Annotated in this window: 25 protein-coding genes and 1 tRNA gene; 10 read left to right on the top strand and 16 right to left on the bottom strand. The window is 71.5% G+C overall.

The features are described 5' to 3' along the window. The first annotated feature begins 12 nt into the window (after window positions 1-12). Both MMF94_RS39625 and mscL read left to right on the top strand, forming a co-directional pair. Window positions 13-633, top strand: a complete 621-nt coding sequence (locus MMF94_RS39625; RefSeq protein ID WP_241042637.1) for an SAF domain-containing protein — start codon at window positions 13-15, stop codon at window positions 631-633. After that, window positions 630-1,025 (top strand): large conductance mechanosensitive channel protein MscL, encoded by a 396-nt coding sequence (gene mscL, locus MMF94_RS39620; RefSeq protein WP_241042636.1) that lies wholly within the window; start codon window positions 630-632, stop codon window positions 1,023-1,025. Before MMF94_RS39625 ends, mscL begins: the two co-directional genes overlap by 4 nt. A 20-nt stretch (window positions 1,026-1,045) precedes the next feature. Here mscL and MMF94_RS39615 read toward each other — a convergent pair whose 3' ends face one another. After that, a complete protein-coding gene (locus tag MMF94_RS39615; RefSeq protein ID WP_241042635.1) occupies window positions 1,046-1,210 on the bottom strand; it encodes a hypothetical protein in 165 nt (54 codons plus the stop codon). 36 nt (window positions 1,211-1,246) lie between these two features. Between MMF94_RS39615 and MMF94_RS39610 the strand changes: the two genes are divergently transcribed. Beyond that, window positions 1,247-1,681: an antitoxin gene (locus tag MMF94_RS39610; protein ID WP_241042634.1), complete on the top strand. Its 435-nt coding sequence runs from the start codon at window positions 1,247-1,249 to the stop codon at window positions 1,679-1,681. Between the two features lie 24 nt (window positions 1,682-1,705). Here the strand turns inward: MMF94_RS39610 and MMF94_RS39605 are convergent, their stop codons facing one another. The 8 genes from MMF94_RS39605 to MMF94_RS39570 all read right to left on the bottom strand — a co-directional run bounded on the left by MMF94_RS39605 (window position 1,706) and on the right by MMF94_RS39570 (window position 9,726). Then, complete coding sequence (locus tag MMF94_RS39605; protein ID WP_379659193.1) at window positions 1,706-2,194, bottom strand: MogA/MoaB family molybdenum cofactor biosynthesis protein; 489 nt, start codon at window positions 2,192-2,194, stop codon at window positions 1,706-1,708. Between the two features lie 93 nt (window positions 2,195-2,287). Next, entirely contained in the window at window positions 2,288-3,316 is a 1,029-nt protein-coding gene (locus MMF94_RS39600) for a sensor histidine kinase (RefSeq protein WP_241042632.1), read from the bottom strand. Continuing rightward, entirely contained in the window at window positions 3,313-4,023 is a 711-nt protein-coding gene (locus MMF94_RS39595) for a response regulator transcription factor (protein WP_277398940.1), read from the bottom strand. The genes MMF94_RS39600 and MMF94_RS39595 overlap by 4 nt, the downstream gene beginning before the upstream one ends. A 236-nt stretch (window positions 4,024-4,259) precedes the next feature. Then, complete coding sequence (locus tag MMF94_RS39590) at window positions 4,260-5,504, bottom strand: S1C family serine protease (protein WP_241042631.1); 1,245 nt, start codon at window positions 5,502-5,504, stop codon at window positions 4,260-4,262. An 84-nt stretch (window positions 5,505-5,588) separates the two neighbouring features. After that, window positions 5,589-7,007 carry a sensor histidine kinase gene (locus MMF94_RS39585; RefSeq protein ID WP_241042664.1) on the bottom strand — a complete coding sequence of 473 codons (1,419 nt, stop codon included), beginning with the start codon at window positions 7,005-7,007 and terminating at the stop codon, window positions 5,589-5,591. A gap of 134 nt (window positions 7,008-7,141) precedes the next feature. After that, window positions 7,142-7,840: a response regulator transcription factor gene (locus MMF94_RS39580; RefSeq protein ID WP_241042630.1), complete on the bottom strand. Its 699-nt coding sequence runs from the start codon at window positions 7,838-7,840 to the stop codon at window positions 7,142-7,144. 88 nt (window positions 7,841-7,928) lie between these two features. Next, the gene (locus MMF94_RS39575; RefSeq protein ID WP_241042629.1) at window positions 7,929-8,750 is read right to left on the bottom strand and encodes an ABC transporter permease; all 822 of its coding nucleotides are present in this window, start codon (window positions 8,748-8,750) and stop codon (window positions 7,929-7,931) included. A 25-nt stretch (window positions 8,751-8,775) separates the two neighbouring features. Beyond that, on the bottom strand, window positions 8,776-9,726 hold the full coding sequence (locus MMF94_RS39570) for an ATP-binding cassette domain-containing protein (RefSeq protein ID WP_241042628.1): 951 nt from the start codon (window positions 9,724-9,726) through the stop codon (window positions 8,776-8,778). A 108-nt stretch (window positions 9,727-9,834) separates the two neighbouring features. On the opposite strand from MMF94_RS39570, the gene MMF94_RS39565 reads away from it, so the two are divergent. Continuing rightward, a complete protein-coding gene (locus tag MMF94_RS39565; RefSeq protein WP_241042627.1) occupies window positions 9,835-10,611 on the top strand; it encodes a TetR/AcrR family transcriptional regulator in 777 nt (258 codons plus the stop codon). Here the strand turns inward: MMF94_RS39565 and MMF94_RS39560 are convergent. Together MMF94_RS39560 and MMF94_RS39555 are read right to left on the bottom strand one after the other, a co-directional pair. Then, entirely contained in the window at window positions 10,592-11,314 is a 723-nt protein-coding gene (locus tag MMF94_RS39560; protein ID WP_241042626.1) for an SIR2 family NAD-dependent protein deacylase, read from the bottom strand. The two genes, MMF94_RS39565 and MMF94_RS39560, sit on opposite strands and share 20 nt — an antisense overlap. A gap of 101 nt (window positions 11,315-11,415) precedes the next feature. Next, window positions 11,416-12,240, bottom strand: a complete 825-nt coding sequence (locus MMF94_RS39555; protein ID WP_241042625.1) for a PASTA domain-containing protein — start codon at window positions 12,238-12,240, stop codon at window positions 11,416-11,418. Window positions 12,241-12,462: 222 nt separating this feature from the next. On the opposite strand from MMF94_RS39555, the gene MMF94_RS39550 reads away from it, so the two are divergent. After that, a tRNA-Arg gene (locus MMF94_RS39550) sits at window positions 12,463-12,535 on the top strand. A 373-nt stretch (window positions 12,536-12,908) separates the two neighbouring features. Here MMF94_RS39550 and MMF94_RS39545 read toward each other — a convergent pair. Both MMF94_RS39545 and MMF94_RS39540 read right to left on the bottom strand, forming a co-directional pair. Then, entirely contained in the window at window positions 12,909-14,531 is a 1,623-nt protein-coding gene (locus MMF94_RS39545) for an alpha/beta hydrolase (RefSeq protein ID WP_241042624.1), read from the bottom strand. Window positions 14,532-14,662: 131 nt separating this feature from the next. Continuing rightward, entirely contained in the window at window positions 14,663-14,977 is a 315-nt protein-coding gene (locus tag MMF94_RS39540; RefSeq protein WP_241042623.1) for a putative quinol monooxygenase, read from the bottom strand. A gap of 249 nt (window positions 14,978-15,226) precedes the next feature. Between MMF94_RS39540 and MMF94_RS39535 the strand changes: the two genes are divergently transcribed. Beyond that, window positions 15,227-15,619, top strand: coding sequence for an ester cyclase (locus MMF94_RS39535; RefSeq protein WP_241042622.1), 393 nt, complete (start codon window positions 15,227-15,229; stop codon window positions 15,617-15,619). A gap of 113 nt (window positions 15,620-15,732) precedes the next feature. On the opposite strand, the gene MMF94_RS39530 is transcribed toward MMF94_RS39535, so the two are convergent. After that, window positions 15,733-16,428 (bottom strand): GOLPH3/VPS74 family protein, encoded by a 696-nt coding sequence (locus MMF94_RS39530; protein WP_241042621.1) that lies wholly within the window; start codon window positions 16,426-16,428, stop codon window positions 15,733-15,735. A 617-nt stretch (window positions 16,429-17,045) separates the two neighbouring features. Between MMF94_RS39530 and MMF94_RS39525 the strand changes: the two genes are divergently transcribed. After that, window positions 17,046-17,771: a MerR family transcriptional regulator gene (locus MMF94_RS39525; RefSeq protein WP_241042620.1), complete on the top strand. Its 726-nt coding sequence runs from the start codon at window positions 17,046-17,048 to the stop codon at window positions 17,769-17,771. A gap of 53 nt (window positions 17,772-17,824) precedes the next feature. Here the strand turns inward: MMF94_RS39525 and MMF94_RS39520 are convergent, their stop codons facing one another. Continuing rightward, the gene (locus MMF94_RS39520) at window positions 17,825-18,685 is read right to left on the bottom strand and encodes an SDR family oxidoreductase (RefSeq protein ID WP_241042619.1); all 861 of its coding nucleotides are present in this window, start codon (window positions 18,683-18,685) and stop codon (window positions 17,825-17,827) included. A 478-nt stretch (window positions 18,686-19,163) separates the two neighbouring features. Here MMF94_RS39520 and MMF94_RS39515 point away from each other — a divergent pair, with 478 nt between their 5' ends. The 3 genes from MMF94_RS39515 to MMF94_RS39505 all read left to right on the top strand — a co-directional run bounded on the left by MMF94_RS39515 (window position 19,164) and on the right by MMF94_RS39505 (window position 24,621). Then, a complete protein-coding gene (locus tag MMF94_RS39515; protein WP_241042618.1) occupies window positions 19,164-21,893 on the top strand; it encodes a helix-turn-helix transcriptional regulator in 2,730 nt (909 codons plus the stop codon). Window positions 21,894-22,086: 193 nt separating this feature from the next. Then, window positions 22,087-22,923 (top strand): CPBP family intramembrane metalloprotease, encoded by an 837-nt coding sequence (locus MMF94_RS39510; RefSeq protein WP_241042617.1) that lies wholly within the window; start codon window positions 22,087-22,089, stop codon window positions 22,921-22,923. Between the two features lie 129 nt (window positions 22,924-23,052). Beyond that, the gene (locus tag MMF94_RS39505) at window positions 23,053-24,621 is read left to right on the top strand and encodes an alpha/beta hydrolase (protein WP_241042616.1); all 1,569 of its coding nucleotides are present in this window, start codon (window positions 23,053-23,055) and stop codon (window positions 24,619-24,621) included. A gap of 64 nt (window positions 24,622-24,685) precedes the next feature. On the opposite strand, the gene MMF94_RS39500 is transcribed toward MMF94_RS39505, so the two are convergent. Further along, window positions 24,686-26,143, bottom strand: a complete 1,458-nt coding sequence (locus MMF94_RS39500; RefSeq protein WP_241042615.1) for a carboxylesterase/lipase family protein — start codon at window positions 26,141-26,143, stop codon at window positions 24,686-24,688. Window positions 26,144-26,850: the final 707 nt, after the last annotated feature.

Genomic DNA, 26,850 nt, shown 5'->3' with positions numbered 1-26,850 from the left:
AGCGTCGAGGCCATGACGACGAACCGCCTCGGCACGCTCCTGGCGCGTCCGGGGTGGCGCAGGCTGGCCCTGCTCCGCCGGGTGGCGGCCACGGTGCTGGCCGCTGCCGCCCTCGTGCTGGCCCTTGCACCCCAGCCCGCAATGAGCGGCACCCCGGTGGTGGTCACCACCGCCGACCTGCCGGCGGGCTCCGCCCTGCGGGCCGAGCACCTCGCGGTCCGCCACTTTCCTGCCGCGCTCGCACCCGCAGGCGCGGTAGGCGAGATCCCGGTCGCCGACGGGCGTGTGCTCGTCGGAGCCGCGCGCGCCGGTGAGCCTCTGACCGACGTCCGGTTGGCCGGAGCCGGCCTCTCCCCCGCCGGTTCCCCTGGCGCCACGGCCGTGCCGATCCGCCTGGCCGACGCCGGGGTCGCGGCGATGCTCGTGCCCGGCAGCCGCGTCGACGTCGTCACCGTCGGGGCCCGCACCGACGAGCCCGTCGTGCTCGCCGCTGCCGCCACCGTGCTGGCCGTGCTTCCCGAGGACGGCGGCACATCCGGGCGGCTGGTGCTCGTCGCCACGGCGCCGGGACAGGCGGCACAGGTAGCGGCCGCTTCGCTCACCGAACAGGTCGCCGTTACCCTCCGCGCGTGATCAAGGGTTTCAAGGACTTCGTCCTCCGCGGCAACGTCGTCGAGCTTGCCGTCGCCGTGGTGATCGGCGCGGCGTTCGGGTCGATCGTCAGCGCCTTCACCAACGGCATCATCCAGCCGTTGATCAACACGGTCACGCCGCCGAGCAGTCCCGGGTTCGGCGTGCAGCTCGTCAGCGGCAAGGCCAGCACCTACATCGACTTCTCCGCCGTGGTCACCGCTGTGCTCAACTTCCTCATCGTCGCCGCGGTGGTGTACTTCGTGATCGTCTACCCGCTCAAGACCATCCAGGAGCGGCGCAGGCGCGGCATCGAGACCGGCCCGGCCGACCCCACCGACATCGAGCTGCTCACCGAGATCCGCGACCTGCTGCGCGAGCGTCCGCGCAGCTGACCACCGCCGAGACGGGGCCGTCAGTCCCGATCGTGGTGCGGCGGCCGGTTGGCGAGCAGTTCCTCGTCACTGGTCGTCGGCACCGGCTCGTCGCGGGCGTCCCGCTCGTCGGACGTGGTGGTCGGCAGCACGTCCCCGAACACCTCGTCGAGTCTGCGTCGTTTCCGATCCGGAGCGTCTTCCATCCCGCCATCCTGCATGTCTGGTGCGACTATGGGGCGATGGGACTCACGGAGAAGGCCAAGGAGTTCGCTGACCGCTTGTTCGGGAAGCTGGAGCTGTTCGGGGAGCGGGCTGCCACCAAGGTGGCCGAGTTCTCGGGTGTGGCCCGGGAGAAGACCCCGGGCTACCTCGACCGCGCGGCCGATATGGCCGGTAGGGCCGTCGAGAGCACCGCGGCGCGGGTGGACAAGGCCACCGGCGGCAAGTACCACGACAAGATCGAGGGTGCCAGCACCAAGCTGAGCCACACGCTCGACCGCACCCCGGGCACCGCAGCGCCCGGCAGCGCCACACCGAGCGCACCGCCGGCGTCCGCGGCGGGAGGGCCGGTGCCCCCGGCGACCACCACACCTGACACCACCAAGCCGGATGAGCCCGGCACGACCAGGCCCGGCGGTCCCGGCCCAGGCACCATCCCTGGCCCGACGCGCTGACCTGCGGCCTGCCGGGCCGAGCGCTCAGTCGAGCCCGGACAGCTCCGAGATCACGTGCCCGACCAGCGGCGTAAGGGTGGCCATACCGTCCCGGACAGCTGCACGGGAGGGCGCGAGGTTCACCACGAGCGTGCTGCCCGACACCCCGACGAGCCCACGGGACAGACCGGCATCCACCGCGCCCGCCGCGAGCCCGGAGGCGCGGATGGCCTCGGCGATGCCCGGGATCGGGCGGTCGAGCACTCCTGCGGTCGCGTCGGCGGTGACGTCGCGCGGCGAGACACCGGTGCCTCCCACGGTGACCACGAGGTCGACTCCACCGATCACTGCGGTGTTGAGAGCGTTGCGGATCGCCACCGGGTCGCCGGGAACCACGACCACCGCGTCGACGACCAGCTTGGCCTCCTCGAGCAACTCCGTGACGAGAGGTCCGATGGCATCCTCGCGTTCCCCGTGGCTCACCCGGTCGTCCACGACCACTACGAGAGCTCGTCCGATCTGGGGCGGTGCCATCTCCATGGCGCTCACCGTAGCGGGGCGGACCGGGCCGCCATGGCACCCCTTCTGCTTACCGACCGGGAACGGCGACTGACCCTGCGACGCCGCTCAGCTCTCGGCGCCGGCCGTGGTCGCCAGCGGCAGGGACACCTCGAACCGGCAGCCCGGCCCGTGGTTGCAGGCTTGGATGTCACCGTCGTGCGCTTTGACGAGCCCGCGGGCGATCGCGAGCCCGAGCCCCCCGCCGGAGCGCTCCTCGGGAGTGCGGGCCGTCACCCCGCGGAACGCGACGTCGAAGACGCGGTCCAGGTCCTCCTCGGGGATCCCGCCGCAGGCGTCGTCGACTCGCAGCCACGCCTTGTCGCCCGACACACCGGCCACGACGACGACGGAGCCGTCGGGCGGCGTGTGCCGGATCGCGTTGGAGAGCAGGTTGCGCACCACCCGTGCGAGCTCGGGGTCGCTGCCCCGCACCACGGGCCAGCTGCCGTGCACATCGGCCCGCACCACGACACCCTTGCGGGCAGCGGCGACCCCTTCGACGGCCACGGCCTCGGACACCACGTCGTGCAGCGGCACGGCGGACAGCGTCAGCTGGAGCGCACCTGAGGTGATCCGGGACAGCTGGAACAGGTCGTCCACCATCCCGGACAGGCGCACGGTCTCCCCACGGATCCGCCGGGCATAGTCGGCGACCTCGTCGGGCTCGGCGACCACGCCGTCGGCGAGCGCCTCGCTCATCGCGCGGATCCCGGCGAGCGGGGTGCGCAGGTCGTGGCTGATCCAGGCCACCAGCTCGCGGCGGGAGGCCTCGGCCGTCCGCTCGGCGTCACGCGCCTCGTGCAACCACATGACGTCGCTCGCGATGCCCCGTCCGAGCATCATCGCCGCGGGCACGGTGACGACGGCGACTGCCGCGCACACGACGACGGCGCCCGCGAGCAACGGGGTGTACATGAAGCCGCTGACGCCGATCACGCCCACCAGCGCGGCGAGCACGGGTACCAGCACGAGCACCGTGACCGCTGCGGTGATCGAGCGACGGCGCATCCGGTGCAGCACCACCGCACCGAGGGCGGCGACCGGCACCGAGAACGCCAGCGCCACCGCCACCACGACGTGGGGTTGCTCGTTCACGGGGAGCTGTGCCCGTCGTAGCGGTAGCCGACCCCCCAGACGGTGGCGATTCGCGTCGGTTTCGTGGGGTTGGCCTCGATCTTCTCCCGCAGCCTGCGCACGTGGACGGTGACCGTGGACTGGTCGCCGAAGTTCCAGCCCCAGACCTGCTCCAGCAGCTCGGCCCGCGTGAAGACCTGGCCCGGCCGACGCACGAGGAACGCCAGCAGGTCGAACTCCCGCACGGTGAGCGCGAGCGCGCGGTCACCCAGGGAGGCGCGTCTGCCCAGGACGTCCACGCGCAGGTCGCCGTCCGTGACGTGCGCGGTTTCCGCCTCACGCGCAGCAGGCACTTCGCGCGACCGGCGCAGCACCGACGCGACCCGCAGCACCAGCTCCCGCGGGCTGAACGGCTTGGTGACGTAGTCGTCGGCACCCAGCTCCAGGCCGAGCACCCGATCCTCCTCCTCACCGAGCGCGGTGAGCATCACGATGGGCAGGTCGGCCGACTCGCTGCGGAGTCGCCTGCAGACCTCCAGACCGCCGAGGCGAGGCAGCATGAGATCGAGGATCACGATGTCGGGGACGCGCCCGGCGACGGCATGCATGGCCTGCTCGCCGTCGCCTGCTACCTGGACCTGATAGCCCGAGCGGTCCAGGTAGCGCGTCACTACGTCCCGCACCATCACGTCGTCGTCGACGACGAGGGCGAGCGGCTGGTCGGTCACGTGAGTCCCCGCACACTACGAGGCTAACCGCGCGAGCAGGCCGCGGACGACGACGCGAAGGACGTCACCGATCGGTAAGCGTCACCGGTTCCTGAATCGCGCCGGCGCTGGGAGGGGGTGCCGGCGCCGACGCGATCCACTTGTCCCGGCTGCGGGGCACCGCAGGCGGGACTTCCGGAACGGAATCATCCCCGCATGGGTCTCGTCAACCACTGCGAGCACATGAGCGGTCACTGTCAGGACGCCGCGCCGAGTGTCACGGAGACCGACCGATCGGCGAGTTGGATCTCGACCACCTCACCCGGTGCGCGCGACCGTACCGCGGCCTGCAGCCCGTCGCCCGCCAGAATGCGCTGGCCGTTGAAGCCGATGACCAGGTCACCGGCCTTGATACCGGCGATTTCGGCGGCACTGCCCGGCGCCACGCCCTGGATGCGGGCCCCCGACACCTGCGGGTCGTTGCTGACGTTCACGCCCAGGACCGCGCGGGAGGCCTTGCCGGTGCGTTCGAGCTCCTCGGCCACCCTCTTGGCCTGGTTGATCGGCACGGAGAAGCCGACGCCGATCGATCCGCCCTGCTCTCCCGTGGTGGCGATCGCCGAGTTGATCCCGATCACGCGGCCCTGCATGTCCACCAGCGGGCCACCGGAGTTGCCGGGGTTGATCGCGGCGTCGGTCTGCAGCGCGTTCAGCACCGTCGCCTCGCTGGCGGCCTGGTCACCGCCCACGCTCACGGGACGGTTGAGCGCGCTGATGATGCCGGTGGTCACCGTGCCGCCCAGCCCGAGCGGCGAACCGAACGCCACCACCTGCTGGCCGACACGCACGGAGTCGGAGTTGCCCAGCTCGACGGTGGTGAGCCCGTTGACGCCCTGGGCCCGGATCAGTGCGAGGTCGGAGCTGGGGTCGCGGCCGACGATCGCGGCCTGCGCGGTGGCGCCGTTCTGGAACACGGCGGTGACCCGGCCCCGGTTCGCCGCCGGTTCCACGACGTGGTTGTTGGTGAGCAGCAGCCCGTCGGCGCTCAGGACCATCGCCGAGCCCTCACCGCTCGAACCGGCGCCCTCCACGCGCAGCTGGACCACGCTCGGCAGCACGCGTTCGGCGACGGCCTCCACCGGGCCCATCGGCAGCGCGTTGTCCGCGACCTCCGGGAGGGGGGCACCGAGCACACCGCTGGAACCGCTGGTCTGCCTGCTCTCGGCGAGCGAGTAACCGACGGATCCCCCGACACCTCCGGCGAGCAACACCCCGGCCAGGCCGATCGCCACCAGCCGGCCGGTCCCCCACCGGCGCGGTGGCGGTGACGGCGGCGGGTAGCCGGGCCCGTTTCCTGCGGCGTAGCCGACCGTGCGGTAGGGATCGGTGTAGGGGTCACCGTGGTAGGTGGGCCCTCCGCCGTAACCGCCCACCCCGGCCGGCGGCACGCGATCATGCGGCCCAGGGGGCGTCGCGTGGGGGTCGGGGTTCTCGTTCGCCATTGCTTCCACCGTGTCCGAGAGGTCCGAGTTCGTGACGGTCGAGCCTAAGAGGCAGCCGGGGGGATCGCCGAGCGGGTGAGGGCGTCAGAAGCGTGGTTGGCGCCCCGGCAGGCGTACCGCCAGCAGGGCTCCACCTTCCGGGGCGCGTCCGGCCCACACGGCGCCGCCGTGCCGTACCGCCACCTGGCGGACGATCGCCAGGCCGAGGCCCGAGCCGGGCATCGTGCGGGACGTGGCCGCGCGGTAGAAGCGGTCGAAGACCCGGGGCAGGTCCTCCTCGGCGATGCCGGGCCCGGCGTCCGCGACCTCGAGCAGGATCCACCACTCGTCGAGCGGACGCATCTGCACCCGCACCCGGCCCCCGGGCGGGCTCCACTTCGCGGCGTTGTCGAGCAGGTTGAGCACGGCGCGTTCGAGCGCGGTCGAGTCGCCCACGAGCGTCCACGGCACGAGCATCGGCACGAACTCGACGTCCCCGGCCCGCCGCCGGGCTCTCTCCAGCGCGCGGAGCACCACGTCGGTCAGCTCCAGCGGCTCGTGCACCACGAGGGGAACGTCGTCGCGGGCCAGTTCCACGAGGTCGCCGACGAGCGTGGACAGCTCGGCCACCTGCGCCTGCACGTCCTCGAGGATCTCCGCGCGATCGGAGTCGGGGAGCGTGGGTGCACCGGGCCTGCTGGCTGCCGCGAGCAGTTCGAGGTTGGTGCGCATCGAGGTCAGCGGTGTGCGCAGCTCGTGGCCGGCATCGGCGACGAGGCGGCGTTGCTGTTCCTGGGACGCGGCGAGCGCGCCGAGCATGTCGTTGAAGCTGCGGGTGAGCCGGGCCAGCTCGTCGGAACCCTCGACGGGGATCGGCCGCAGCTCGCCAGTAGCGGCCACCCGCTCGGTGGCGGCGGTGAGCCGGTCCACGGGCCGCAGCCCGGCCCTGGCGATGAAGAAGCCCGCGAAGGCGGCGAGCACCACACCGATCCCGCCGACTATCGGCAGGGCCACGCCGAGCTTGGTGAGCACCTGCTGGGTGGAGTCGAGCCGCTGCGCGATCACCAGGGCCTGCCCCGGCCCTGCCTGCACGGCCACTACGCGGTACTGGATCCCGTCCTCGGACGCCGTGCGGGCGGAGGATGTCTCGACGCCCTGCGCGACCGCCAGTTCGTCGACCCCGAGCGGTGGTGCCGATGCCTGGCCCTCCGCGGAGCTCGCCCGTCCGTCGGAGAGCAGGAGGGCGAGCCGGATGTCGCCGGCGCCGAGCACCTCGGTGGGGATGGTGGCCAGCTGCCGGGGGTCGGCCAGCTCGCTCTGGGCGGCGGCGGAGGCGCGCTGCAGCAGGTTGGCGTCGAGGGTCTCGAGGATGTTGGCGCGTACCGTCACGAATGCCGCGATCGACACCAGCACCACTGCGAGCGCGGCCACCAGCGCGGCCAGGATCCCGATGCGAGCGCGCAATGACACCTGGTCGAGCGCGGCGATGCGCGGGACCGATCCGTCCGGACGGCCATGGCGCATCGGGGCGGTGGGGGCGTTCGCGACCGCGTGCTGTTCGGCGGGCGGACGGGGGTCCGCATGGCGCGGCCGTGCGCGGTCGCTCAGCGCGAGGAAGTACGCCCGCGCGCGCTCACCGACCGTCGCGATGCCTGGCCTCACGGCGGCGTGTCACGTAGGACGTATCCGACGCCCCGCACGGTGTGGATCAGCCGGTGCTCCCCGTCCGCCTCCGTCTTGCGGCGCAGGTAGCCGATGTAGACCTCGAGCGCGTTGCCGGTGGTCGGGAAGTCGTACCCCCAGACCTGCTCGAGGATCTGGGCGCGGGTGAGCACCCGGCGCGGATGGGCGAGCAGCAGTTCCAGCAGGGAGAACTCGGTGCGGGTGAGGCTGATCGACCGGTCTCCACGACGAACCTCGCGGGTGTCCTGATCGAGGCTCAGGTCGGAGAACTCCAGCGTCTTGCCGTGCCCGTCGGCGAGGGCGAGCTCCTCGGGCGTGCGGCGGCGCAGCAGCGCGCGCAGCCGCGCGAGAAGCTCCTCCAGCGCGAACGGCTTGGGCAGGTAGTCGTCGGCGCCGGCGTCGAGCCCGGCCACCCGGTCCGAGACGGCGTCGCGCGCGGTGAGCACGAGGATCGGCAGGTCGTCCCCGCCTCCCCGCAGGCGACGGCACACCTCCAGGCCGTCCAGGCGAGGCATCATCACGTCGAGCACCATCGCGTCCGGGCGTTGTGCGAGCACTGCGTCGAGCGCGGCCTGCCCGTCGTTCGCAAGCTCGACCTGGTAGCCGTTGAACGCGAGCGAGCGGCGCAGCGAGTCGCGGACGGCCCGGTCGTCGTCGACAACGAGGATGCGCATGCAGCCAGTGTGACCTGCGCGTCTGAGACGCGCCTGAGAGGTACTTGTGCAGAGCACCACGTGTTCGCGCCGCCCGTCCGGTATCCGGTCACGTGAGATTGCGGCGCCGGTAGAGCCACGTCGAGCCCGTGGCGGCAACAGCCAGGATGCCGACCGTCCACGCGAGCGCCACCCACCCCTGCGCGCCGATCGGCGTGCCGGTGAGCAGGCCGCGGACCGTCTCGATGACGGGCGTTATCGGCTGGTTCTCACTGACGGCCCGCAGAATCCACGGCATCGTCGCAGTCGGCACGAACGCGCTGCTGAGGTAGGGCAGGAACAGCATCACGAAACCCAGCACGCTCGCCGACTCCACGCTCTTCGCGATGAGCCCGATCCCTGCCGCGACCCAGGACAGCGCGAGCACGTACAGCAGCACCAGCCCGGCCGCGAGCACCCAGTCGGTGAACGAGCCGGTGGGCCGGAAGCCCATGGCGACCGCGGCCAGGACGACGATCGTGGTGGAGACCGCGTTGCGCAGGACGCTGGCGGTGACGTGCCCGGTGAGCATCGCCGAGCTGCGGATCGGCAACGACCGCAACCGGTCGACCATGCCGCTGGCGCGGTCGGCGGCCACCGACATGGCGGTGTTCGCCGCGCCGTAGCCCGTGCACAGCAGGACGATCCCGGGCACCACGTAGTTGATGTACTCCGTGCCGGTCTCGATGGCCCCACCGAAGACGTAGACGAACAGCAGCATCATCAGCAGCGGCAGGGCGATCGACACGATGAGGGTGTCGAGGTTGCGCCGGGCCAGGCGCACGTTGCGCCCGATCAGGGTCGAAGCGTCGCTGAGCGCGTTCGTGACTCCGCCGTGGGCCGGTGACAGGGCCGTGGCCGGGGCGGTCGTGATGGTCGGTGTGGTCGTCATGGTGGTCCTCCGATCGGGGTGGTGGTCAGGCGGGGACGGCGGCACGGGCCTGCTCGCCGGCCGGGGCGGTCACCGCGAGGAACACGTCGTCGAGGGTGGGCCGGTGCGAGGTCACGCGCGCGACCGCGATCCGCCCGCCGCGCAGTTCGTCCAGCACCCGGTGCAGGTGCTCGGCGCTGCCGTCGGAGGCGACGCTCAGCACGAGTCGCTCCGGATCGGTCGGGCCGCCGCGCCCGGCGAACATCTCGGCGCCGCGGGCGAACTCCATGGGGTCGTCGAAGTGCAGGTCCACCCGCTCCCCTCCGACCTGTGCCTTCAGTGCGTCCGCGGTGCCGGAGGCGGCTACCCGCCCCTTGTCGAGCAGCACGATCCGATCGGCGAGCCGGTCGGCCTCCTCGAGGTACTGGGTGGTGAGGACGATCGTCGTTCCGGCCCGCACCAGCTCCGTGATCGCTGCCCACATCGTGCTGCGGCTGGTGGGGTCGAGGCCCGTGGTGGGCTCGTCCAGGAAGATCACCCGCGGCGCGGCGACAAGGCTCATCGCCAGGTCGAGCCGGCGGCGCATGCCCCCGGAGTAACCCTTCACCGGCCGGTCCATCGCCTCGACGAGCTCGAACCGTTCGATCAGCTCCAGTGCGCGCCGGCGGGCTCCCGCCCGGCCGAGATGCATCAGCCTGCCGATCATGACGAGGTTCTCGCGGCCGGTCTGCTCGTTGTCCACGGCGGCGTACTGACCGGTGAGGCTGATCGCCGCGCGCACCTTCGCCGCCTCGCGGACGACGTCGTGGCCTGCGACCGTCGCACGGCCCCCGTCCGGCCGCGACAGCGTGGTGAGGATGCGGACGGTCGTGGTCTTCCCCGCCCCGTTGGGGCCGAGCAGGGCGAGCACAGAGCCCTCCTCCACCTGCAGGTCCAGCCCGTCCAGGACCACGGTGGACCCGTAGGCCTTGCACAGCCCCGATGCTTCGACGATCATCCCGCCTCCTTCTGCGTATGAGATACGCAAGAAAGCGTATAGCCTACGCAGTAACGAGCGGAAGCCCCTTCCTAGACTTGACATCCGGCCGGCGAACGAGAGGGCGACATGGCGGACGACATGGACCTGCCGGAGGAGGTCGCCCTGCTGTGGGGACTGCGTGAAGCCCCCCGCAAAGGGCCGAAGCCCACCCTCACGGCTGCCGACATCACGCGCGCCGCGGTGGCGGTGGCGGACGCGGAGGGCCTGGCAGCCGTCTCGATGTCCCGGGTGGCGGCCGAGCTCGGGAACTCGACGATGGCGCTCTACCGCCACGTGCGCAGCAAGGACGAGCTGCTCGTGCTCATGGCGGACGTCGCGCTGGGGGACCCTCCGGACCTGCCCGCCGGCGGTGACTGGCGATCGGGTCTGACGCTCTGGTCGCACAGCATCGTGGCCGTGGCCAAGCGTCACCCGTGGTTCGCCCGGCTACCGATCACCGGACCGCCGGTCGGCCCGAAGAACCTCGCGTGGTTCGAATCCGCGCTTGCCGCACTCTCCGGAACCTCGATCGACGAGGGCGAGAAGGTGGGCATCGTGATGAGCCTTCTGACCTACGTGCACGGTCAGATCCGGCTCGGCTCCGAGCTCGCGGCGGGCTACGCGGAGAACCCGGACGCGTTCAGCCGCCAGTACGCCGCCGTGCTGGCCCGCGTTGTGGACCCCCGCCGGATGCCTGCGCTCAGCAGGGTGGTGGCGGCCGGGGTGTTCGACATCGACTCGCTGCTCGACGACCAGGATGTCGACGCGGAGTTCGACTTCGGACTCGTGCTCTTCCTCGACGGAGTCGCCGGCTACCTCGCCGCGCACGACCCGTCGTCGACGGTCAGCGCGCCCACTCCGTGAGTACCTCCTGCGCGTCGCCGACCACACGAGCGTGGAAGGCGGGGTCGAGGGGGCCGTCGGGGTACAGGTCGACGTTCACGCAGTAGGCGCCGGCCTCGCGGGCGGTGGGCGCGAGCCAGGAGGCCGGGGCCACCCGGCCCGAGGTGCCCACCGCGAGGAAGAGGTCGCACTCCGACGCGAGCTTGCGTGCCGTGGTGAGGGCCTCCGGGTCGAGCATCTCGCCGAACAGGACCACCGCCGGACGCGCCGGCTCCCCGCACTGCGGGCACTGCGGCGGATCCGTGCGCTCGGCCTCCTCCCGCGGGCCGATCCAGCCGCAGAAGTCCTCGTCGAGACAGCGGGCCCGCCCCGCCGAGCCATGGATCTCCACGACGTCATGCGACCCCGCCCGCTGGTGCAGCTCGTCGACGTTCTGCGTGATCACCGAGGCCCCCGCGTCGGCCAGCGCCCGGTGGGCCGCCGTAGGCCCGGAGCGGGCGGCGACGTGGAACATGCTGCCCCAGACCGACCACAGGGCGTCGACGTTCGAGGGCAGGAGCTGAGCGTGCATCGCCCGCTCCATCTCCGGCGAGAGCCGCCACAGGCCGTCCGGCCCGCGAAACGTGGACAAGCCGGCCGCCACGCTGATCCCGGCGCCGGTGAGCGCGCAGACCCGGGTGAACCGGTCGCGCGGCGCGACCTCGACGAGCGTCTTGACGTCCACGAGCGCTTCGGCCTCCTCTTCATGCCTGCTTCGAGCAGGCCCCACAGGGATCATCCCATTGTGCGAATCACGGAACGCCTGTTCGAGGAGCGGTGCGGCCGTCAGGACGTCCTGGAGATGGTCTGCACCAGCAGCACCGGAACGGTCGTGCTCCCGCCGATCTGCGTCTTGTACGTCAGCGACCCCATCACCGTGACCTCCGCGGTGAACTCGTCGTCGACCACGATGTCCTCCAGATCGGCAGCGTCTCCGCCCAGCAGCGTGTTCGTGTCGTAGTCGTAGGCCTGCTTCTGCCGCACCCCGTCCACCGACGCGCGGAAGGCCGTGGTTCCGGTCGCCGCGTCGAACTGCGTGACCCGCCCGTGGACGATCACCCGCTCGCCGACGTGCGCGTCGGGGTTCTTCGCGATGACCAGCCAATCCCGTGAGCTGAGCTTCCGGTGCGACTCCGAGGGCGGCGCGGCCGGAGCCGCGGGCTGCAGCGTGACGTGGACGGGGTCACCTGCCCGTTGCCGCGTACCCGCCGCCGGGCTCTGACCGATCACCGGCTGCGTCATGAGGGCGTCGTTCCGGGCGAAGGTCACGTTCAGCACCCCGGCGGATCCCAGAGCCTCCGAGGCCGCGTTCCCGGTCTTGCCCGACAGGTCCGGGACCGTGACCGGAACGTCAGCGGCGGTGGGGGCACGACCCGCGGCCGGGACGACGCTCTCCGCGGCGACGGCATCGGCTGGGCGCCGGGCAGCGCCGTCGACATTGACGGCCACGACGACGACGCTGCCGACGACCACCAGGCCCGTGAGGATCGCGACGACGACAGGCCAGGCCCCACGACGCAGCAGAGGCGGCCTGCCACCCTGCGCCGGGACAGCCGAACCCTCGGCCTGTGGATCGATCTGTTGATGCTGCGGCGTCCACGGTGCGGTCATGGCGAGGGTGTCCCTGGGAGTCGCGGTCTGTGCCTGCCTCCTTGTCGCCGCTCTGATCGCCGCCTGTTACCCGGCACTCACGGGATCATCAGCCCTGATGAGCACGCCGGGCACGAGACATCCCGCGCCTGCACGCCGCGCTCGATGCGGTCGTGTTCACCACCCCAACGCCCCCTGGACCGGGGCACCTGCACCTGGCGCCGCTACGATGCTCATGGCTACGCCCTCGTAGCTCAGGGGATAGAGCATCGGTTTCCTAAACCGTGTGTCGCAGGTTCGAATCCTGCCGGGGGCACCCGGCGCTAGCAGCGAGAATCGGCCCCCTACCTGCTGAACAGGTAGGGGGCCGATCTTGTCATCTCCGGTAGTGCCCGGCCGTGGTCGGGCGGTTGCGGCCATTCGTGCCCGTATCGTGCCCGCGGCACGAGATCCCTGCCGGCGAGGAGTCTCTGGTCGAGGAGCCGTGACCCTCGCGCAGGCGGGCGACGTGAACGCTTCGGATCGGCCCCCTGCGGCGCCATACCGCCTGACCGTTGTCATCCGTGCTCCGCCCATCCACCGCCGGACGACCGGTGTCGCGTGAGCTCACACAGGCTCGGACGAATCTCGCAGGGATCGAATACCTGGCGTCCGTCAGCCGTCCGAGCGGCAGTTGAGGCACGAGGCTCTCAGTTCCCCCCTCCGGGCGCGAAGGCGACAGGGGCGGTAGTGCCTGGCTGTTCAAGGTTGCAGACGGTGCCGTCGGCGGGCAGGACGCCGTCGATCAGGGTGGCGTCCACCGCGGCGTCGACACACGGGACGGTGCCGTAGGACCCGTGACCGACGCCCTCTCGCGTGAGCAGGACGGCGGAGTCCAGGGTCTCGACCATGGACTCGGCCCAGTGGTGTGGGGTGACAGGGTCCAGCCGACCGCCGATCACCAGTGCCGGTGGGGCGCCGGCGGCCGTGAGCGGCCCGGTGACGCGGTCCTCGTTCGGCGCGGGCCACAGGGCACAGTTGAGCGCGCTGTAGGCGGCCCGGGTGCCGATCCGCTCGACCGCCGCGACGACCTCGGTGGCAGCAGCCGTGTGCGCGGCGACGTCGGTTAGCGTCTGCCAGTCGGCGCAGCGCACCGCGGTGTGGACCTCGTGCATGGCGGTCGGGACCCCGAAAGGCGAGACCGTGATGCTGGTCCACAGGAAATGCAGCAGCGTGCCGTCACCGTTCTGTGCGCCCAGCAGGGCGGAGGTCAGCGCCGGCCAGGTGACCCGGTCGCCTGCGAGGCCCCGGGCGGCCTCGAGCACCATGGCGCCATCGAGCATGCCGCCCGGTGTGACGCCCTCGACCGGCGCGACCTGCAGCGGCTGCGCCTCCAGCGCGACGATCAGCGCGTCGAACGCCGCTTCCGGGTCACCGCCGCCGAACGGGCATACTGCGGCACCCTCGGTGCGGCAGGTCTCGAACCACGCGTTGAGCGTCCGCTCACTGGCCACGGCGACCTCGTTGAGGAACTCGAGGGAATCGCCGAACCAGAGTCCGGTGTCGACAGGCGCGTCGAGCACCATCTGCCGGACGCGGTCCGGGAAGAGCGTGGCGTACATGGGGCCGACCACGGTGCCGTAGGAGATGCCGTAGTAGGTGATCTGGTTCTCGCCGAGCGCGGCCCGGATCCGGTCCATGTCGTGGGCGACGTTGTCGGTGGACAGGCTTGCCAGGAACTCGATGCTCTGGTGCGCCGCGCAACCGTCGGTGAACGCGGTGGCGTCGGCCAGCAACTCGGGCAGCGGCTTTCCCCCGGGAACGGCCGGGTCGGACCCGGTGCCCGCAGCCTCGGCGCGCTGCTCATCGGTGAGGCAGCGGACGGCACCGGACTGCCCGACGCCGCGGGGGTCCATCGCGATGACGTCGAACCGGGCGAGCAGGTCGGGCGAGAACGTGCCCGGGGCGCCTGCGGTGGCGGGCATGTTCCGCAGCGTGTCCGTGGCGGCGACCCCCGGCCCGCCCGGGTTGAAGAACAGGCTGCCGATGCGCTGCGTCGGGTCGGTGGCCCGGTGCCGCATGACCGCGAGTGGGATCTGCGCGCCGTCGGGCTCGGTGTATTCCAGCGGCACCTCGACGGTGGCGCAGTCGAGGTTCGGTCCGCACTCGTTCCACGCGATCGGATCGGGGGCCGAGGTGGACGAACTGGCGTCCGACATCCTCGCCGATGCGGCACCGGACCCGGCGGCCCCACCGGCGCACCCGGCCAGGACCAGCGCAGCGGCGGCGACGGCCACGCCGCTCCGGGACACCCGCCGTCTAAAGGGCAACATGATGCGTGCTCCTCTCACGGTGTTGCGGAGCATCAGCGTGCGTTCGATCGCCGCGACGACCCCGGCCCGGACAGCTCGCGCATCCAGCCGGGGACGATCTTCGCCGTTCCTGATCCTCATTGGTCGCCGGCTCAGCGCCACTCGCTTCCGTGCAGAGGAGTCAGGAGCACCACCTTCCGCGGCGCGGCGTACATCGATTCGCTGGCCGCGGCGTACTCCCGGTAGAAGTCGAGCCCGAGGATCTCGTTCTGGAAGGTGTCCCAGTCGGACCAGCTCTCGACGAGCTGGATGGTGTCGGGATCGTCGACGGTCTCGTAGACGTAGAGGTATCGGCACTCCGGCCGGGCCCGCGCCTGATCGATGACCTTGTCGAGAGCCTCGCGGTACTCCTCGCGGCACTCCGGGCGGATGAAGAGAGTGACGTGCATGGCAAACGGCTTCCGCATGGTCACCTTTCCCTGGATGCGAACAACATGTCGAGCGCGACCGAACACCCGGCCGTCGCGGCACACTCCAGCCCATGAGAGCGGGACCACACCGCCATGGCTGCCGGGCGCGCGCCGGACTTGCGTGTGCCCCGACGGCACGGTGTCCGATGGGTCGGGGCCGACGAGGGAGTTCGGGACCCCATCGATCTCCCCCGCACGGCACACCGGCGTTCAGCCCCGATCCGGGGCGCAGAGAGAGAGGTCCCCATGTCCGGCACCGACCTGCGCAACTTCTACGAGCGCTACATCGAGGCGCTCAACGCCCACGAGTTCGACCGCATGGACGAGTTCGTCCACGACACGATCACCCTGCAGAGCGAGCCGGGAACGCGGGATGACCTCGTCGCGCAGCTGCGCGGGATCACCGACGCGGTCCCCGACTTCCACTGGGAGACCCAGGAGCTGGCCATCGACGGCGATCGCCTGGCCGCGCGTCTGATCAACACCGGCACCCCGGTGAAGGAGTGGCTCGGGGCGGCCCCCAGCGGCGCCTCGATCAAGATCGTCGAGTTCGCCATCTACACGGTCCGTGACGGGCGGTTCCGGCACATGTCGGCCATGCACGACGCGGAGGCTCTGCAGCGGCAGCTGACCGGCTGACCGCCGGGTCCGGCGCGCGCTCGACAGCTGATACGACGAACTGGCGCGCGTGTTCCAGGAAGTCTGCGTGACGGTCATCGACCCGAGCGGCCCGCGGTGTGCCGATCCGGCGCTCACCCGGAGGCTCGGCGCGCCGCGATCGATGCGAACAGCGCCGGGCGTAGACCTGTCAGCTCCCGGTCGATCCGCTGAGCCAGTGCACGTACCGCAGGCTTGTGCGCCCGCAGCTCACGCCACCCGAACATGGTGCTCACGTCGCCGTCGATTGCGAGCACGGCCAGCAGGGCCTCCTGGAGCGGGACCGCCGCGGGATCCGCGCCGGCTCGGACCACCTCCCGGACACTCGCCCGGAGCGCCCTTACCGGCCCAGGATCGGGGACCTCGATCCGACGTGTCGGGATCAGCCCCAGGATCCGGCGACGCTCGACTCTGACGACACCCGCGGCGGCGAGCTGATCGCGGACGGTCCCCTCGGCCTGGTACCACCGCCGCTCCAGCACCCCGAACCAGCGGCGCGGACGGTCCTGGGGAACGTCGTCGAGCACCTCGGCGAGGAACGGGTGCAGAGGCGTGGTGACCGTCGCGCTCGTCCGCTCGGCCCGACCGTCCCGGTCGCGCAGCAGCCCGGCGATGCGCAGCTCCGCGATCGCGGCGGCCCGCAGCAGCGACCCGCGGACCGCGGCACTGTCGTCGTCCAGCCTGGCTCTGGCCGGGTCGTAGCTGAGCAGGAAGAGCTGGTGCGGCAACGGCGGAGCCTCCGCCGCGGACCACGGCCTGCCCGGGTCGGAGGCGGGGTCGGAGATGGACACCCCTGCATCAGACACGTGGACGTCACGGCACAGTCCAGTCGGCGGCCCGGTCCGCGGTCGGTGATCCGGGACACACGCACGGCGGAGGACGTCCAGGACATACGGGACTTCTACCGACGCGAACGCACCGCCGACGACGCGAGCCTGTCGAGGTGGCGTGCACGAGACGCCGAACGTCATCCGCCAGAGAGGCGATCATGTCCAACACCGACCTGTGCGAGCTCTCCCAGCACTCCATCGAGGAGTGCTTCGGTGCAGCCCTCACCGGTGCCACGGTCGAGTACGCCGGGTACTCCTTCCGCGAGGTCCGTGACGGACGGGCGCTACCAGGAGATGAACCACCTGATCGACGCGGCCGTGCGAGGACAGCCGGGCGTCAGCCGGCAGGGCGCGATCGACCTCGATCCGGCGCCCTTCCGGTGCTCCTGTTGGTCGCCCTGTCGTCCGGGTCCGCGGCGTCCGATCGACAACGGCCGGCGGGCTGCGCTCACCCACCCCGGACACCGCGTGGTGCCCGATCGGAGCTCGGCGACCTGATGTCACGCGGCCTGCGTGCCGAACGGTCGCCCGGCACGCGGGCTTGACCATGCCGTTGCGGCACGATGTGGGATGGAGCCATGTCCTGGAGCACCCGTGAGCTCGCCGAGCTGGCCGGGACCACCTTGCGGGCGGTGCGGCACTACCACGATCTCGGCCTGCTCCCCGAGCCGGAGCGGCGCGCCAACGGATACAAGCAGTACGGCGTCCGGGACCTCGTGCGCCTGCTGCGGATCACGCGCCTGGTCGGCCTCGGTTTCTCTCTGGCCCAGATCGCCGCCATGGACGAGGACGAGCACCCGCCGGCGGAGGCATTGCGCGCCATCGACGCCGAGTTGGCCGCCACCATCGACCGGTTGCACAGGGTGCGGCTGGAGCTCGGCCTGATCCTGAGCAACCACACGCCCGTCGACCTGCCGTCCGAGGTCGGGTTGGCAGCGGACGGGGTGGCGCTGTCGGATGCCGACCGCGCGCTCGTCGCCGTCATGACCCGGGTGATGGGGGCGCATCGTCTGGCGGCCTACACCGACCTGCTGCGCAGCGTGCCGACCGACCCGACCGACGCCGAGTTCGACGCCCTGCCCGCCGACGCAGACCCCGCGGCGCGGCAGGACCTGGCCGCACGGATGCTCCCGTACATCCGCCGGATCCGGGCCGAACACCCGCTGGTGATGACGCGGGCCACTGGCGCCCGCGGCGAGGAGCGACGGGTCGTCGAGACGGCCGCGGCCGTCATGGCGGAGTTCTACAACCCGGCGCAACGCGATGTCATCCGCCGGGTGAGCGCGCTCTTGTGGGACGAGTGACCCCGGCCAGGTCGGGGCCGCGGAGTGGTTCGTCGTCGCATGGTGCGGGCAGCTCACCGGGACCGGGCGAAGGCCCGGAACCGCAGCAGCCAACCGGGCACCCGATGCAGCGGCACGGGCCGTGGCCACTCACCCGCACGCAGCCACGCCTCGGTGCCGCCGTCGACGACGACGACGCTTCCGCACAGGAAGGCCGCCGCGGGCGAGAGCATCATCATGACCCACTCGGCGAGATCTCCCGGGTCGCCGACACCGCCGACAGGCACAGGCAGCGAGCGGAACGCCGCGGCCGCCGCCGGACTGAGGTGTGCCCGTTCCCCGTCGAGCAGCGGGGTCGCCACCGGACCGGGCGCGAGTACGTTGAGCCGGATCCCGGCCCCGGCCCACTCCGGGGTCACGGCCGCGCGTCGGGCCCATTCGGCCACCGCGGACTTCGACGCGGCATAGGCGATGTTCGGCGCCACCGCCCCGGCCAGCCGCAGCGTCCGCGCTGCCCGGTCGACCTTTCCGGCGAGGAGCGCCCGGACGACGTGCCGGGGGACGCCCGGGGTGATGGTGGCCGAGTTGCTGCCGAACACCACTGCCCGGGCAGCGCCGGTCGCCGCGAGCGCGGGCCGCAGCGCAGCCAGAAGCTCCACCGTGCCCAGGTGGTTGACCTGCATGATCCGCCGCGGCCGGTCGGGCCCCGGCACCGGACTGATCCCGGCCGCCAGTACGGCGCCGTCGAGCTGGCCCCCCGACCACTCCAGCACTGCCTCGGCAGCGGCCGAACGGCCCTCCGGCGTACCGAGGTCGGCGACGACGTCGACGTCATGCAGGTCCACCCCGATCACCGGCCGACCGGCCGCGCGCAGCCGTTCGGCCACCGCGGCACCCATCCCCGACGCCGATCCCGTCACGACGTACCCACTCACCGGAGCCCCCCGTCCCGTCCCGGTCGACCCTGTGCCGACAGCACCACCCGACACCGTGCCGCCACGGCACACGCAAGCCGGACATAACCGACCGTGGGGTGTGCTGCCTCACAGCGGGTTGAGCATGCCGCAGCGGCACCGCCTTCCCTGGTCCCCGATACGAGCGACGACCTGGGAAGAGGACATGTCCACGACCGACCGGCACCCCGACCCGACGACACACCTCCGACCGAGCCCCTCGCTCCGCTGACCTCCGCAGCGGGCGAGCCGGGACCGACCGTGCTGGACCGCATGGGCGGTCCGATGGGTGTCGTCCACTCTGCCGACGCAGCACCAGGCGGCTGATCACGCCTGGTCGATGACCGCAGGCCGCGGCCTGGTTCGACGTCGTCGCGTCGACGACGACCTGATCGACATCGGTGCCGATGGCCTAGTCTCACGACCAGGTACGGAGGGCTCGGCCTGAGTCGGACGGGGCATGGATCTGGCGAACCTGCTGGGCCGGCGCGCCGAGCGCGAGGCCGTCGAACACTTGCTCACGGAGGCTCGGGCCGGGCGCAGCCGGGTGCTGGTGGTGCGCGGTGAGGCGGGCATCGGCAAGACCGCGCTGCTGGAGCACACCGCGGCGACCGCGACCTCGTCGGGGTTCCGGGTGGAGCGCGCATGCGGCGTCGAGTCCGAGACGCAGTTCGCGTTCGCCGGTTTGCACCAGCTGTGCGCGCATCTGCTGGACCGGGCCGGTGCCCTGCCCGAGCCACAGCAGGCTGCCCTGGGTGTGGCGTTAGGGCTGCGCAGCGGCACCGCGCCGGACCGGTTCCTGGTCGGGTTGGCCACCCTGAACCTGCTCGCCGACGTCTCCGAGGACCGGCCGCTGCTGTGCCTCCTGGATGACGCCCAGTGGCTGGACCAGGCGTCCGCCCAGGTTCTCGCGTTCGTGGCGCGGCGGCTGGTGGCCGAGCGGGTCGGGCTGGTGTTCGCGCTGCGCGACCCCGATGAGAGCGACCTCCCGGCGCTCACCGGGCTTCCCGAGCTGCGCCTGAACGGGCTCGGCGAGGCTGACTCGCGGGCACTGCTGGCCGGCGCGGCCCGGACAACGCTGGACGACGAGGTGCGCGACCGGATCATCGCCGAGGCGCGCGGCAACCCGCTGGCGCTGCTGGAACTGCCCCGAGGCGCGGAGCACGCGCGGCTGGCCGGTGGGTTCGGACGGCCGGACGTCCTGGACGTCCCGCGCGGCGTCGAGGATGCCTTCCGCCGGCGCTCCGGTGGTATGCCCGCCGAGACCAGGTTGCTGCTGCTGGTCGCCGCGGCCGAGCCGACCGGTGACGTGGCGCTGCTGTGGCGCGCAGCTGGAGACCTCGGGATCGAGCACGAGGCAGCCGGGCCGGCGGAGACGGCCGGGTTGGTGGAGATCGACACCGTGGTGCGGTTCCGTCATCCACTGGTGCGTTCGGCGGTGTACCGGGCCGCGACGCCGACCGACCGGCGCCGCGTGCATCGTGCGCTGGCCACCGCCACGGATCCGTGGTCCGATCCCGACCGGCGGGCGTGGCACCGTGCGCAGGCGGTGTCGGGCGTCGACGAAGAGGTCGCCACGGAGCTGGAGCGCTCAGCCGGTCGGGCCCGCGGCCGGGGCGGGCTGGCCGCTGCGGCCGCGTTCCTGCAGCAGGCAGCCGAACTGTCGTCCGAACCCACCCGCCGTCGCCGCCGTGCCTTGGACGGCGCGCACGCCAAGCACGAGGCCGGAGCGTCGGAGGCCGCCTCGAAGTTGCTGGCGATCGCCGCTGCCGGGTCGCTGGACGCCCTCCAACGCGCCCGTCTCGAGCTGCTGCGCGCCCAGATCGCGTTCCACCTGACGCGCGGCAGCGAGGCGCCGGGCATGTTGCTGGATGCGGCCAGGACGCTCGCCCCGCTGGATGCCACGCTGGCCCGCGAGACCTACCTGCATGCGCTCGACGCGGCGATCATCACCGGCCCCCTCCGGTACGGCCGCGGGGTGCCGGAGGTGGCCGAAGCGGCACAGGCCGCGCCCGCTGCTCCGGGGTCGCCAACGCCGATCGATCTGCTGCTCGACGGACTGGTGACGACATACACGCAGGGGTACGAGGTGGGCGTGCCCGGGCTACGCCGGGCGCTGGATGCGTTCGACACCGACAGCCGTCGCTCGCTGTGGCTGGCAGGCCGCACCGCGGCGGCGCTGTTCGACGACGAGATGGTCCACAAGCTCGCCGGCCGGAACGTCCAACTCACACGTGAAGCGGGCGCGCTGGCCGAACTCCCCGCCGCGCTCATCTTCCAGTCCGCCGCGCTCGTACTCGCGGGCGAACTCGCCCACGCCGCCGAGCTCGCAGCCGAGGAGACCGCGATCACCCGGGCGACCGGCGCCGTTCCGCTACGCCACGCCCGGCTCCTCCTGGCTGCATGGTGCGGCCGCCGATCCGAAGCCGCCGAGCTGTTCGCGGCCAGCGTCCAGCAGGCGACCGGACGGGAGGAGGGCACCGAAGTCACGTTGGCCCATTACTCGATGTCCGTGCTGTACAACGGCGTCGGCGACTACGCGGCAGCCTTGGACGCCGCCACGCGGGCGTCCCAGTCCTACGAGTTGTCGCACCGCAACCTCGCCCTGCCCGAGCTCGTCGAGGCGGCCGCCCGCGCCGGCCAGCCGGAGCGGGCGGCCGCTGCCCTCGATGAACTCACCTCGCGAGCCCGCGCCGGCGCCACCCACTGGGCACTCGGGCTGGCCGCCCGCTCACAGGCGCTGACCAGCACCGGCATCACCGCCGACGAGCACTACCGCGAGGCCATCGACCGGCTCGGAAGCTGCCGCATGGCCACCCACCTCGCCCGCACGCACCTCGTCTACGGCGAGTGGCTGCGCCGCGGCGGCCACCGTCACGACGCCCGCGAGCACCTCCGCATCGCCCACGACATGCTGTCCGACATGGGCGCCGAGGCGTTCGCCGCCCGTGCCGCCCGCGAGCTCCGTGCCACCGGCGAGCACCCGCGCCGCCGAACCGCCCAACCCGCCGACGCACTCACCGCCCAGGAGCTGCACATCGCCAGGCTGGTCGCCACCGGCGCAACCTCCAGAGAGGTCGGCGCGCAGCTGTTCCTGAGCCCACGCACGATCGAAGCCCACCTGCGCAGCATCTTCCGCAAGCTGGGCATCACCTCCCGCCGGCAGCTCAAGGAAATACGGCTCCCCTGACCAAGGTCCGGCTCAGCTTCAGCCCGCTACGGCCGACGCTCGCCACGAGCCGTCGGTCCGTCTTTGAGGACGTCCGTGACGGTGGGCGCCTCACGTGCCGATGGACGGGTCGGCGGTGGCTGCGATCCCGGATCCCGTGGCGAAGTTGTCCGCACCGACGAGGTCCCGCCATGCTGGCGAGGTGAGCGGCAGTGTGACGACTCCCGACAGCCACGAGGGCCGGTCCATCGCACGGCCCTCGTGGAACCGGCTGCTGGCCGCGGCACTGGTGGTGGTGTCCGCGATCGCGCTGTTCGGCCTGCAGGAGCGACCGATCGGATACGCGCTGATCGTCGCCGGTCTGGTCGTCGCAGCGGTGGTGGACCGTCTGCTGCTCCGGCACCTGATCCTCATCGCCGCCGGCCTGGTCGTCATCAGCACGATGTCGCTGGAGGCGGACCTGAGCAACGCCGCGATGGTCCGGTTCGCGATCACCCTGTCAGCGGCGGTCGCCCTGCCATACGCCCTCTCCCGATGGTGGTACCGGGAGAACATCATCACGTTCCCGGTCGGAACCGGGAACCGGTGGAGCCGGTTCGAGTTCGGCTACCTGGCGCTGGTGGTCGTCGGGGGCTACCTGATCCTGCCGGTGTACTTCCTGGGCTCGGGCGCCTACCGGAACTGGCCTGACATCACCGGCGCCAACGAGATCATCCGGCTGTTCATCGGGGTGAACGCCGTCGGGCTGTGGGACGAGCTGTTCTTCATCTGCATCGTCTTCGCCCTGCTCCGCCACCACTTCCCGTTCTGGCAGGCGAACCTCTTGCAGTCCGTGGTGTTCGTCTCGTTCCTCTGGGAGCTGGGCTACCGAGGCTGGGGCCCGCTGCTCACGGTGCCCTTCGCCCTGCTGCAGGGCTACATCTTCCAGCGCACCCGATCACTGCCCTACGTGGTCACCGTCCATCTGACCTTCGACGCCATCATCTTCGGCATCCTCGTGCACGCCTACAACCCCGCTTTGGCGGACGTCTTCGTGACCGACCCGCGATAGCGCGTAGCCCCGCGCCAAGCAACGCGCCCGATTCGAGCCTGTCTCTGCTGGACGTAAGCACTCAACGTGCAGGGTGTCGATCGACGGGAGATGATCAACTGCCCGAGACCCTTGCCCGAGGAGGAGATCATGGCCGTTCGTTCTTCCCGGGCCCGGCGCCGGCTGGCGGCCACGGGCCTGCCGCTGTTGCTGGCTGTGGTCTCGTGCGCCGCCCCGAGCGGCGCCGTCGACACCGCGACGGAGTCCCCGGCCACGGCGCTGGCTCGCTTCTACGACCAGCCGCTGCCCTTCGGGCCATGCGGCGAGTACGCCACGACCACCACCGAGGAGCAGGTCTACGCCGCCAACCCGCAGCTGGAGTGCGTCCGGATGCAGGTGCCTCTCGACTACGCCGACCCGGACGGGCCGAGCGCACAGATCGCGGTGCTGCGCGTGCCCGCTCGTGGCGAGCGGCTCGGGTCGCTGCTGATCAACCCCGGCGGCCCGGGCGGCGCCGGGCTCCTGCAGGCCGCGATCTCGGCGAAGCTGCTCGCGCAGAGCCCGGTCACCAAGCGGTTCGACCTGATCGGGTTCGACCCGCGCGGCGTGGGCGCCTCGACCCCTGCGATCAGCTGCTTCACCGACGCGGAGATGGACGACGGGCCGATGACCACGCTGATCGGCCAGGAAGGGCAGTGGACCGAGGAGGACACCCGAGGGCTGGTGACGGCGTGCGCAGCGGGCTCAGGCGGTGAGCAGGTGCTGGCCACGGTGGGCACCCGCGATGCAGCCCGGGACATGGACGTACTGCGGGCCGCGCTCGGTGACGAGCAGCTGAGTTATCTCGGCCAGAGTTACGGCACCCGCCTCGGCGCGGTCTACGCCGAGATGTTCCCGCAGAACGTGCGGGCGATGGTCCTCGACGGCGCCGTCAACCCGAAGCTGGGGACCGTGGAGCGGCGGCTCACCCAGTACGCCGGGTTCCAGCGCTCTTTCGAGCAACTGGCCACCGCCTGCGCCGCGGGCCCGGCCTGCCCGCTGGGCGGCGATCCCGGCCGTGCCGCCGAGGTGTTCCAGGGCATCGTCCGGCCACTCATCGACGCGCCGGTACCCACCGCCTCCGGTCGTCGGCTGACCTACAACCAGGCGACCGGCGCCGTGATCGCGGGGCTGTACACCGCCGCCCAGTGGCCCGACATCCTCCGCGGGATCACCGAGGTCCAGCAGGGCCGCGGCGACACGTTGCTGGCGCTGGGCGACGCCTTCGGCGGCCGTGACGCGACCGGGCGGTGGACCAACTACGCCGAGGCCAACTACGCCATCAACTGCCTGGACGAGCAGCGCCGCACACCCGAGCAGGAGACGGAGCTGCGCCGGCAACTGTTCGAAGCGGCCCCGTTCCTCGACTCCGGCACAGGCGTCGCCGGCACCCGGGACGGCTGCGAGTTCTGGCCGGTCGAACCGACGCTGGACTACCCCTACGCCGACGCGGTCGAGGGCCTGCCGCCGACGCTGACCATCTCCATCACCGGCGACCCCTCCACCCCGTTCGAGGCGGGAACCAGTCTGGCCAGGTCCCTCGGCGGCAGCATGCTCACGGTCGAGGGCGAGCAGCACACCGTCGCGCTGTCCGGCACCAGCCCATGCGTGAACGACGTGGTCGCCGCCTACCTCATCGACCTGCAGACCCCCGCCCCCGACGCCCGCTGCAGGCTCTGACCCCGCGGGCGCCGGGGGAACAGGCCCGTGGCCGGGTGAGTCGCACGCCGGATCTGTCGCTCTGTCACGTCGTCAGGCCCAGGGCGCCGAACCGTCGATCACGCCAGATCCTGCGTGACCGCTCCTCCGGGTACCGGGTGATGGTGGACCGGGTGTCATACACGCGCGTGTTGCGCTCGTGGGGTGTGTAGCGGGCCCAGCCGGGATTGCCGGTGGCGGCGAACGACAGGTGCTCGGCCCGCATCAGGTTCGACAAGCCACGGGACTGCGCCACGGCGTCCGAGCCTGCTTCCGTGAGCCCCGTTTCGATTTCGGCGGTGCCGAACACGAGCAAGGTGTCGAGGCCGTGCGAGGCGCCCAGGGAGTTGAACCCCCAGCAGAGCTCGTAGAGCCACACCCGCGCTCCACCGGCGCGGGCAGCCTCGGCGAGGTGGAGGGCCGGCATCCGCCACAACCAGTCCGACATGGCCGTATCGCGCAGCTCGATCGGAGAGGCGAACGGATGAGCCGCTCGGTACCGCTGCACGCCCGGCGTCGGTGTCAGCACGTTCAGCAGCGTGTCCACCTCGGCGTCGTCGACGGGCGCCGTACCGAGCTCTGCGGCGAGCAAGCTGAACTCGTCACGGGTGTGCCCGACGAGCAGATCGACATCACGCGCCGCGCCATCGGAGAGCGCGGCCCACGGAGACGCCGGCAGGACCTCACCGTCCACCACCGGGGAGAACGGCGTAGGCGTGTACGCCACCGGACCCCACCGGCCCACGCGCTGCGGAAGACGGTCGGTCACGGACCGGGCCGCCGCAACGAGATCATCGGGCGCGACGGCCTCCAGTTCCTCGGCACGGGGCGAGCGGCCGAGCTCGGCGCTGACCTCCGTCGCGACGTCCGCAGCGAGATCGGGAGCGAAGAAGGTGCCCGGGAGGCTCTGCAGGATCGCGCGACGGAACAGGCCGGCCGCCTCGGGCATCACCAGCAGCGCAGCGATCGAGCCCGCTCCTGCGGACTGCCCGAAGACGGTGACGTTGCCCGGGTCCCCACCGAAGGCGGCGATGTTGTCCTGCACCCACCGGAGTGCGGCGATCTGATCGAGCAGACCGCGGTTGTCCGGCGCGCCGTCGAGCCGGGCGAAGCCCTCGGCCCCGGTCCGGTAGTGGGCGCTCGCCACGACCGCACCGTCTCGCGCCGGCGTCGCGCCCGCGAGGTGCGGATTGGCTGAGTTGCAGTTCAGGTACGTGCCACCGCTGATCCACACCAGGACCGGGAGGCCGGTCCGACCTGGATCGGGCGTCCAGACCGCGAGGTTCAACCAGTCCACTCCCTCCGTCGGCCGGTCAGGCTGCGGTGGGGGCGCGCCGAACCGAGTGGCATCACGCACCCCGTCCCACGGGACGACGGGGCGGGGGGCGGCGAATCGGTTCCGTCCGACAGGGGGCGCGGCGAAGGGCACGCCGCGGTACACGGCTACCCCGTCCTCCCAGCTTCCTCGGACCGCCCCTGCGGACGTGCGTACTCGAGTGGTCATGATCCGTACCCTCACACCGCCCGCTGATGCGGTCACGCGGAATTCGCCGCGGTGGACGCAGATGGCTCCGGCAAGGTCTATTCAGCCCCAGCCGCCACGAGACGACCTCCGCGTCACAAGAAATACATTCCAGCACCGTTGTTCCAGGCGGGTGTGATGCGGATGCGCCGACTGCGCAGGAACGCGCCGAGGTCACCACGGCGGACGCGTTCTTCGACGACGGAGTTCATCGTCCCAGGTAAGCACCGCCCGCATCCTGGTACCAGGAGGTTGCAGTACCAGGATGGCGCACACGTGCCATGTGCGTCCTGCTCGCGCGCATCGGGAATTGGTCGGATCCTAGGGGTGAGCAGAGAACGCGCCAAGCTTTTCGTGAGCGCGATCACCGCCGCTCGTACAAGTCTATGTTGATTTCCGTATAGATTTCCATGCACGTCACGAAACCCGTTGTATCGTCATTGCAGCCAGAAGCCGGAGGCGCGACGCGTGACGTGTGACGCGTGGCGATTCGCGCTTCCGTTGACCTGGACGAGGTCGCACGGAGGGGTAATGACCACCAGTAACCCGAACAAGCTGATGCTTTCCGGAGTCACCTCATCGGCAGATTTCGAAGTATTTCTTCCCGCACTCGACGGCGACCTGCTCCTCGACCAGGACGAGGAGTGGTGTGAAGTGCTGGTCAACGGGCGGCGCGATCGCATCCGGTT

Origin of the sequence: Pseudonocardia alaniniphila (assembly GCF_022524485.1) — a bacterium.
Lineage (GTDB): Bacteria > Actinomycetota > Actinomycetes > Mycobacteriales > Pseudonocardiaceae > Pseudonocardia > Pseudonocardia alaniniphila.
This window is presented reverse-complemented; position numbering and strand designations above follow the sequence as displayed.